The sequence below is a fragment of the Bartonella sp. CB10SXKL genome (assembly GCF_042195515.1).
In the GTDB taxonomy this organism is placed as follows: domain Bacteria; phylum Pseudomonadota; class Alphaproteobacteria; order Rhizobiales; family Rhizobiaceae; genus Bartonella.
Window position 1 is genome coordinate 1 of sequence record NZ_JBHION010000022.1, and the last position, 10,000, is coordinate 10,000.

The following is a 10,000-nucleotide window of genomic DNA, read 5'->3' on the forward strand; positions in this document are numbered from 1 at the left end:
CAAAAAGGCATTGTATCTCCAGCATATTCAAGGAGATAAAACATGGAAACTCGCATTCCTGAAAACACACCATTTGAGACGAATTTTCTAGGAGAAACATCTCTAGAAGAAAAATATTCACTCTTTCACACACCCATTTCATGGTCCGCAATCTTTGCGGGACTGGTGACGGCTCTTGCCACCTCAATCTGCCTTTCTTTTCTGGTCGCAGCTTTAGGCTTAAGCCAAATGGATTTCACTTCTTCAACCCCATTTGAAGGCTCTTTCCTCTCCTTTGGCGTGGGCTCTGTTATCGTTACACTGATTAGCCTAGCCTTGGGAGGCTTTGTAGCTGGACGTTTTGCTGAAACCTCAGGGACTCTTCATGGCTTTCTCACTTGGGCTCTCATAACATTGCTGATGACCCTCCAAGCCATCCACGTGGTTTCTAGTACAGCAAAGATAGGAGCTAAAACGGCTCTAGAAAACAGCTCCATGGTCCAACAAACCGTGGACAGCCTCAAAAACAATATTTCCCCCATACTTGCAAACTTAAACAGCGAAAGTCTTGAAAAGTTTTTTGCAAAAAATAGTGACAATGGCATCAATTTTGACCAACTTGGGAGTGAATTGCGCACCCTTCTCAATAAAAGTGACATTCCTGCTCTCAACCCTGAGCGCTTAAAACAAACCTATCAAGCTGCACTCAATGATATTGGTTCTGCGATAACAGCTTTCAAAAATGATCCTTCTTACTATCGCACCACTTTAAAAAATCTTGGTGAGCGTCTGTCCGATCGTGTAGAAGATCTCACGACAAAATTTGATCGAAGTGATATCATCAATGCCCTTGTGACCGATGGCATGTCCCGTGCGGATGCACAAACAGCAGTCAACCGTGCCGTCCAACTCTATCAAAGCGCAGAAGAAAAGACCGAAAAAGCCATCAAAGTCCTTGAAGAACGGGCAGAAACACTCTCAGACAATCTTGAGGATACGATCAAGGGCGCCAAAAACACTGCGACTAAAGCCACAAAAACAGCCTCCAATATGGGGTGGTGGGGCTTTTTAGGCAGTCTGGTAGGCGCCATTATTTCCAGTGTTTTTGGCTATTATGGTTATAGAAGCCGTAAGGACACTTTCATGCTTTAAAACGTCTACCTTTAAAGCAAATACATAAAAAGCTGCACGTATAGTGCAGCTTTTTTGCAAAATCTTCTGATTGTCTTTTTGTATTATTGTCTCTCTCATATCAGACAACTTCTCCAGCCCATCATCCTTAATACTCCCCTTTAAAAAAACATAAGGAGCTGGTCATTGCTGCCAATAGGCATTGTGCTTGTTTTGGAAAAGAGCTCTGAAAACTTCCTTTCTCAACTGATCATCAAGAAAAACTATACAAAGCATGGGATATCCCATAAACACGTAGAAGAAAATTGTACCTTATAACCTCTTGGGGAGGAGCATTGTGACAAAGAAAAAATCCATGATTTTTACCCAAATGGGACTTTTCCTTGTTTTGGGCTTTAGCAGCTTTGCCGATGAAACAGCACAAGTTACATTTGCTCTCCACTTAGCAGAAAGCACAGCATCTATTTCAATGCTGCTGTTTGCAGGGCTTGTCGGGGCAATTTGTGCAGGCCCCATTGCACCACGCCTCTTGCATCGCTTCCAACCAGCGCGAACAGTACCCATTGTTTTATTGTTTGAAGCACTCTTCATAGCCGTTGCCGCAATTGCCAACCAATTTTGGGTTTACATTGCCCTTTCTTTCGCACTAGGTTGTGCTGGTTCACTCTTTTGGTCTGCTATCCTCGTTTCCGTCCCAGAATTTGCAACCAATGATCAGCAACTAGATCGACTAAACCGCGTTATCCAAACAGTTCGTAATCTTGGCTACATTGCCGGACCACTGCTAGGGGGTGTATTGTATGGAATATCAAATGGGCAAAAAGGGCTCTTTGCACTATCCATCATGGTTCTTTGTGCTACCTTTATCACTCTCTTCTGTTTTAAAAGTTTAAAAATACATACGCAAACAACAAACACAACACAGCAAGCCAAAAAAGGGCTAGATTTAACGGGTCTCTTGCGTAAAAAAAATGTTGTCTATGCTCTTTCTCCCCTCATCATTACCATCATCCTCACCTCTGCTCTCAACGTCTTATCGATTGTCCGCATCCGTACCGATCTCAACTTAAGCGCTGAAACCTATGGGGTAATCACAAGCATGTTAAGTCTTGGCCTCGTGGTTGGTCCACTCTGTTTCTCCAGCCTTTTTCATCGCTTTGGCAATGCCGCTGGAGCATCACTTGCCGCTGCAATAATTGGCTTTGCAATTTTCTGCTTTTCCTTAACACATATTGTATGGTTGATGATGCTTTCATTTTTCATTCTTGGGGGTGCAAACGGTGTGCAAAATGCTCTAATGGCAAGTTTTATGATGAAAGCCATCCAGAAAGAACACCGAAACAACCAAATGCCCGCCTATATTTTCATCATACAAACAGCGGTGTGCATTGGCTTTCTAGGAGCCGGTTTTGTAAAAGTGCATCACACCCAAAGCACACTATTTATCATTGGCATCGCCACAATGATCACAGGCATCTTAGGTTTTATTGTGAACAGTGCCGTACAAAAAAAAGGAATATGATAATGGTTAACAGACTTTGCTATCTTTGCTCTCAAGCAAACCAAACCCAAAAATGGCATAAAAATCATCACCTGATCAAATTATTGTATCTCCCATGCAACCCCATACCAAGCAATGTGATTTTGATGAACCATTCTCGTGTGGAGGAGCAAACAACCATTGCCAAAACTTGATATTTCAAAGCAGAAGAAACCGGTTTAACATCATGCAACAAGATCCTATAGGCTTAAACTTTTACAATGGAACAGGCGGTTATGTATGGCAACTTGCAGACTATATGCGACATGATTGTCATGAGAGCTCCCACACACTTGAATTGCAAAAACCAACACCACCTATAGCCATCAATTCTTTCGCTGTCTACCCACGTGAACTCAATCCTTTATCACACATTCAATGGGCAAAAGATGTACAAATAATAAAAAACAAACCAGCACTCATTGGCAAACGGCAAATACAACCCATCACCATTGTTTCTACAAAAGGAGCGACATTTGGCGGATTCGACTTTCCCACATTTGAAGCACTTCGTGAAAGCTGCCTTGTCCAATCACTGAGAGAAATACAATTCAATGGTACTCTTCTTGCCTCTGGGAGTCTTTTGATCTCACTTTTACGACACGGGTCTCATTCAAACAAATCAACAAGCCTTTTCACCAGATCATGCAACCGCTCTTTTACGAGAGCCAACAGTATTATCATAGATTCTTCTCTTGACACTCTTGCCATTAATCAACTCAATGGGCGTACAATCCAACTGAATGAAAAAACCAACCCTCTTTTGCAAAAAGCCACAACCAAAATGCATCTTCAACACCCCATAGAACAAACAACCACGTTTTTTGTAAAAGCAGAAATAATGATAAGGATCAAAAGATGTCCCTGATAAGCCCCGATATGGGAACAGAAAATAGTGCACAGCTCATTTATGCACTTATTCAAATGGCAAGACCGCGCACAGTCATTGAAATCGGTGCTGGTGATAGTACGTGCTTTATCGCAAAAGCACTGCAAAAAGCAAAACAAGCATGGCAACAAGATAAAAAACTTTTAGAATCTTCCACTAGGGAAGAGCGTACAGCTTTGCTTGACCCTTCAGGAATCCTTGAGAATTACGAACCACGGCTTATCACCATTGATGATTTTTCAGCAGAAGGCCAATCAGCCGAAGAAGCATGGCAAGAACTGCTTCAAGACGGTATTGAAAAAGACATGGTAACATTTATCCATGAGAATTTCTTCTCTCTCGATGATGAAACGCTCAAATCTTGGGGACCAATAGATTTTGTTTGGCTTGATGCTGGAACGCCCGCAGATGATGTGCGATTTGTTACCACAGTTTGGGAACACATCACCGCTGGTGGTTATCTTTGTTTGCATGAACCAACAATGACCACAACAATTGCTCACAATAGCGAACAACGGGTTCGACGCGTCAGAACTCCCATCTGGGAAGAAATTCTCTACCGGCTTGACGGCTCCTATGAAGCTTTAACACTCCCCGAAAACCACAAATATCGCCAGGGTGGTCTGGGGATTATTCGCAAACGCACCCCAGCCGAACAAATTGTACGCGCACAATCGCTCCAAGCAGAACTCATAGAAATCAATGAAATTCCCATTCGCAATGATATTTTGCCCATGGGGAAAGAAACCCTTCACAAACGCAATACCCGCAATTCACTGATCTCTGCCATGACCTCACCGACACTGCGCGCTGTTTATGCCGCCATTATCCTTGGTGCAAAAAATCTTACTGATATCCTCAAACATGTCGATTCAGATGCCAAAAACATTCACAAATCCATCAATCGCCTTTTGAATCTTGGACTTATTCACAACACAACAGCAGGATTTCAAGCCGAAGAGACAGTGTGGAAAATGCTAGAAAATAAACATGAGCGAAATAGGGAAAATTTAAGCGACCGCCATTTAGAAACAGAAGAGATGCTATCAAAAATTGGTGAAGCCTTTCAAAAGGAAAAAATCTATAGCGAAACGGAAGTTTCCAAGATATGCAACCTCTTTACGATAGACTTTGCCCGATTACGACGCACTCTTGTTGAGAGAGGTTTTTTACAACGCCATGGAGGCAAATATCAACGCATGCGCTAAAAGAGATTTGAAAAATGATTAGCTAACTCTATCGTTTTTCTTCTCTATTTCAAGAGAATGAATAACCTTCCACTAAAAAAATATAATTTCATTAAAAGGTTACAAAATCATTCATCCCATTCATATGTTGACAATCTATGGGGGGATAGTACATCCTCTTCATAAAGGATAAAATAGAAAAGCAAGAATGCGGGGTGCCAATTGGTTATCAAAAAGGATTGGGTGGTTATCAAAAAGAATTGGGAATAGTCAAAATCATCAGGAGAAGATATAGGATCAAGGTCTCAATGATCTTACGGTTGTTGCGCGAACATCAGGGCACAGTATTGTTGCTCAATCCAAATCATGCTCGATATTTCTAAAAACATCGTAGAAAAAACAATATTCTTGCATTGGGCTGGCTGGTGAATCAAGAAGGATACTATTTCAACGAAATGTGCACAGCAGAAACAGGGCTGACAAAACTTCCTCAAGAGATACAACAAAATGTATTTGATCATTTAACGACACTTCTATGGAAATTCCATGGGCAAAAATAAAATAACTTTTTTCATCTATAGCACAGTTTTTCTTTCTGAATTTTCCTTTTTCTTTGTACTCCCTTTGCTTGGAAACTCTTCTCTCATAACTGCTGCCAATGTCGCTTTTTATCTCGCTGGATCAGTAATCCTTGAAAGCATTCTCATGGTAACCACAACGGGTTTATTAGAAAGATTTTCGCGTAAACTCTTAATGGCTAGCGCCTTTATTTTAAGGAGTAGCGCTTTTGTGTGCATTATCCTATCGCTCACACCTTCTGCATGGTTGATCTTTTTTACCTTAATGGCTTTTTCGAAAGCAGTTTCAAAGCCATTTTTGAGAGAAATTTTATCAGAACATCTCAATGAAAATGCTCTTAAACGCGCATTAACTCTCTATTCTTTTTTTCAAAATGCTGCTGTCGTTATAGCACCTCTTGTTGCAACGAGTGCCATAAAATACAACGCATCAACCTTCTTAATGGCTTTTTTTGCACTCATTGGTTTGTATCTTTGTGTTCTATCCATTCAAATTGTTTATCATTACCCACATAAAACATTATCTCTTGAAAAGAATAAAAAAACAAAAAAAGCTCTTCTTTCTTCTTTAAAAACAATAATACATAATCGTTCTATTGCTTATTTGCTGGTCACGGCTTTGCTTTGTGCATTCCTCATGGGAATTTTCATCACCACCACAACACTTCTCAGTAAATTTGACAGAAATCTCGCCCCTTATAGTGGAATTTTCTTTTCAATTGTTGGCATCAGTATTTGTATCTGGCAGGGGGTAATCAATAAACATCTCACCCTTTCCGATAAAGCAACTTTTTATCTGCTCTGCTTTATGGGAAGTTTCGCTGCATTTTTCCTCATAGGTGGGGTCTTTACCGCTGTGATTGCGTTAATTGCCTAAAGTGTCTATGAATCTGTCATGATTCCAGAGATATACTATCAAGCAGGGAAAACAACCTCACCCCTCTCTGCCAGTGTTCTTTTTAGTTATATTCTTGTTATTTCAAATATTGGCCAAGCTGCCGGCTCATGGACAAGTGGATGGATCATCAGCCATTTCAACAATCATATCGCTTTCACCTTTTGCATGATTGTTGGTGCCTCCGCCTTTGCTTCTTGCCTTTGCCTCATGCAAACGAAAAAATAAGCAGCTTCCATGTCACATATCATTTTTGAAAACCCGTAGCACAACAAGAGCACTCAAAATAATTCGCCATAAATCACTCAATTATGGGTTTGTAATACAATCTGCGGCAAAGAAGCTCAAAACGGTCTTTAAAGATTGCTCTGTAAGGCTCTGTTGCCAATTGCCTCATAGCTTAAAGTATTATGGGGGCAGACAAGCGTAAGGTAGCTACATTCTGCACGAATAATATTCTATTGATATCCATGTGCAACACAGCCAAAGCATTTTTTATAATTTGCTCATTAAGGATTTTGAACTAATCAATCTCAAACCTCACCATGCGCGTTTAACTTTTAATGCCACCCATTCCCTCTCAATTTATATTTTAGAGCTCATGGATCAGCCATAATAAAAAACCATATCACGACTACCAGCATTTTCTCGTGCCATTTTTAATGCCTAAAAAGCATTAAAGGGGGGGTGCTTCTACCCCTACAAAACCAAATATTTCTATAGCATGACAGAATGAGTAATCACACCACCCTATAGTTCTCCTCTTCCCCGCGTTTCTAGGCTCCGCTTCTAAAGTCAGTGGGCAATTTCTGTAAATGCAAAAGCCGCCCTTAAGGATGGCGAATGAGGATGGTGCAAAAGTATTGCCTTGATTATTTTTTTAAGAACAAACTAGCTGGTGTACTATTTTTGGAAAGCTCTCGTGCAGAAATATTATGATGGAGAAGCTAGTCATTATGATAAAAACACAAGTCTTAACTCCGTAAAGAGAGAAAATCTGAGAGCTTAGATTTAATCCCTTCAAAGCCTTTATGCGCGTAAATTACGTACCTATACGTTCTTCCCCTACCCTACTTAATTTTATAATAAGACAGCTCCGTATAAAAAACAGCACTATTCTTACATACCATAGCCATTTTCTCTTTACAGGCTTTCTGCTATCAACATAACACTTTACCCTCTTAAAACACTGTTTGCAAAAGGTTTGCATCATCACAATGATCATAAGCATAGGCTTGCTACCCCAAAAAGCTTGCTAGGTAAAAATCCGCCTTAGTATTTAGTGATATAGATAGTGTAGATGTTCAAGAAATTGTGTACAGTTTTTTGTTGCAAAAAGTTGGCAGATTGTTTTGAGGATGAAGATATACAGGTACACATAGAACAAAGGGAGGGATGATATTAAAATCCAAGAGAATCTGAGTTTAGATTTAGTCCTTGCGCGCCCTTTAAGTGCGTGGCATTACGTACCTATACGTTCTTCCCCTACCCATTTTGCTTCCAGAGGTGCATGATGATTAGTCGCATGCCCCTTCTTATTTGTTTTTTTATACGTGAGAAGAGTTGCAAGTGATGAGCATGGCATTCCCATGCGTTTAGACGCTACAACAGGTTTCCTCCTGCTTTTATTTTCAGAGATTGATGCTATTTTTTGTTTTGCAGTACTAAGAAGAGCTTTTAGGTTTATCGTTTTAGAGAGAAGAAAGCATTCTCTACCTGCCTCTGCCTACCGCTGCTTCATTAGCGGCATACCCCTTTCCTATTGCATTCTTTTACGGGATGAGAAGACATACGATCCAGCTCCAAAGCCGCTCCTAGGTCTTGGTGCGTTAAGGGCCACTAGGTTTTTTACTGTTTTGATAAAGCTTCTATGAGAAAAGTGTGGCAGGAAGGGGAACTTATGTAGGTAAATTACTGACTTTTCCTAGTAGAGGGGAAAGTTTGAATAAAGACTTATTCTATAACATTTTGCATTACGTGCATTATTATATTTTCACGCGATATTATGTGCGTATTGTCATGTTTAGAGGTCATTTGATTTTTATGGAATATTAGTTTTGGAACATTGGTTGCGGGGGCAGGATTTGAACCTGCGGCCTTCAGGTTATGAGCCTGACGAGCTACCGGGCTGCTCCACCCCGCGTCATATATTTTAAGACAAGATTTTTTTATTGTCTACTCTGAGTATTGAGCATTGATATTTATCGTTATATTTTTATTTTTGAATTGTTATCTATCATGCCTTTAGCAGACCTGGCGGCGACTTACTCTCCCGTGCCTTAAGACAAAGTACCATCAGCGCTGGAGCGTTTCACGGCCGAGTTCGGGATGGGATCGGGTGCGTTCACTCCGCCATAACCACCAAGTCAGCAAAAAGCATGAATGATGAGAAGCTGGAATTTTATATTTTTGAATGAATATGGGAAATGAGAACGATCAAGTCGATCGAACGATTAGTATCAGTAAGCTTCATGTGTTACCACACTTCCACACCTGACCTATCAACGTGGTGGTCTACCACGGTTCTCAGGGAATACTCGTTTTCAGGTGGGTTTCCCGCTTAGATGCCTTCAGCGGTTATCCCTTCCGTATATAGCTACCCTGCTATGCGGCTGGCGCCACAACAGGTCCACCAGAGATACGTCCATCCCGGTCCTCTCGTACTAGGGACAGATCCTGTCAATATTCCTACACCCACGGCAGATAGGGACCGAACTGTCTCACGACGTTCTGAACCCAACTCACGTACCGCTTTAAATGGCGAACAGCCATACCCTTGGGACCTGCTCCAGCCCCAGGATGCGATGAGTCGACATCGAGGTGCCAAACAACCCCGTCGATATGGACTCTTGGGGGTCATCAGCCTGTTATCCCCGGCGTACCTTTTATCCGTTGAGCGATGGCCCTTCCACACGGGACCACCGGATCACTATGACCGTCTTTCGACTCTGCTCGACTTGTCAGTCTCACAGTCAGGCAGGCTTATGCCATTGCACTCAACAAACGATTTCCGACCGTTTTGAGCCTACCATCGCGCGCCTCCGTTACTCTTTAGGAGGCGACCGCCCCAGTCAAACTACCCACCATACACGGTCCCGAATCCGGATAACGAACTGCGGTTAGACATCCATATCGGTAAGGGTGGTATTTCAAGGATGACTCCACAAAGGCTAGCGCCCCTGCTTCAAAGTCTACCACCTATCCTACACATACAGACACAAATGCCAGTGTAAAGCTATAGTAAAGGTGCACGGGGTCTTTCCGTCTAACCGCAGGAACCCCGCATCTTCACGGGGAATTCAATTTCACTGAGTCTACGTTGGAGACAGCGGGGAAGTCGTTACGCCATTCGTGCAGGTCGGAACTTACCCGACAAGGAATTTCGCTACCTTAGGACCGTTATAGTTACGGCCGCCGTTTACTGGGGCTTCAATTCAATGCTTGCACATCTCCTCTTAACCTTCCAGCACCGGGCAGGCGTCAGACCCTATACGTCGTCTTGCGACTTCGCAGAGCCCTGTGTTTTTGGTAAACAGTCGCTACCCCCTGGTCTGTGCCACCCTCTAACGGTTGCCCGCTAAAGGGTCACGCTTCTTCCGAAGTTACGCGTGCAATTTGCCGAGTTCCTTCAACGTAGTTCTCTCAAGCGCCTTAGTATTCTCTACCAGTCCACCTGTGTCGGTTTGGGGTACGGTCTATATGTGGGAGCTATTTCCTGGAACTGCTTCACTGCAAGATCAATCCAATAAGATCTTACAATATACGCAATCCGTCACTACCCACAGGTCCACGAATATTAAC

6 protein-coding genes, 1 tRNA gene and 2 rRNA genes (1 of these 9 cut by a window edge) are annotated in these 10,000 nt (G+C 42.1%); 6 read left to right on the top strand and 3 right to left on the bottom strand.

Annotation, left to right across the window (positions count from 1 at the left end; translation table 11 throughout):
* Positions 1 to 42 precede the first annotated feature (42 nt).
* From ACFIK3_RS08605 to ACFIK3_RS08630, 6 genes are all read left to right on the top strand, one after another.
* Complete coding sequence (locus tag ACFIK3_RS08605) at positions 43 to 1,131, top strand: DUF3792 domain-containing protein (RefSeq protein ID WP_375676549.1); 1,089 nt, start codon at positions 43 to 45, stop codon at positions 1,129 to 1,131.
* A gap of 316 nt (positions 1,132 to 1,447) precedes the next feature.
* On the top strand, positions 1,448 to 2,632 hold the full coding sequence (locus ACFIK3_RS08610; RefSeq protein ID WP_375676550.1) for an MFS transporter: 1,185 nt from the start codon (positions 1,448 to 1,450) through the stop codon (positions 2,630 to 2,632).
* A gap of 205 nt (positions 2,633 to 2,837) precedes the next feature.
* On the top strand, positions 2,838 to 3,518 hold the full coding sequence (locus tag ACFIK3_RS08615) for a hypothetical protein (RefSeq protein WP_375676551.1): 681 nt from the start codon (positions 2,838 to 2,840) through the stop codon (positions 3,516 to 3,518).
* Positions 3,509 to 4,747, top strand: coding sequence for a DUF2087 domain-containing protein (locus tag ACFIK3_RS08620; protein WP_375676552.1), 1,239 nt, complete (start codon positions 3,509 to 3,511; stop codon positions 4,745 to 4,747). The genes ACFIK3_RS08615 and ACFIK3_RS08620 overlap by 10 nt, the downstream gene beginning before the upstream one ends.
* Before the next feature lie 525 nt (positions 4,748 to 5,272).
* Positions 5,273 to 6,181, top strand: a complete 909-nt coding sequence (locus tag ACFIK3_RS08625; RefSeq protein ID WP_375676553.1) for an MFS transporter — start codon at positions 5,273 to 5,275, stop codon at positions 6,179 to 6,181.
* 18 nt (positions 6,182 to 6,199) lie between these two features.
* Complete coding sequence (locus ACFIK3_RS08630; protein WP_375676554.1) at positions 6,200 to 6,427, top strand: hypothetical protein; 228 nt, start codon at positions 6,200 to 6,202, stop codon at positions 6,425 to 6,427.
* Between the two features lie 1,838 nt (positions 6,428 to 8,265).
* Here ACFIK3_RS08630 and ACFIK3_RS08635 read toward each other — a convergent pair.
* From ACFIK3_RS08635 to ACFIK3_RS08645, 3 genes are all read right to left on the bottom strand, one after another.
* Positions 8,266 to 8,342: transfer RNA gene (locus ACFIK3_RS08635), tRNA-Met, on the bottom strand.
* Positions 8,343 to 8,450: 108 nt separating this feature from the next.
* Positions 8,451 to 8,565 (bottom strand): 5S ribosomal RNA (gene rrf, locus ACFIK3_RS08640).
* 66 nt (positions 8,566 to 8,631) lie between these two features.
* Positions 8,632 to 10,000: ribosomal RNA gene (locus ACFIK3_RS08645) — 23S ribosomal RNA — on the bottom strand (it continues 1,446 nt past the right edge of the window).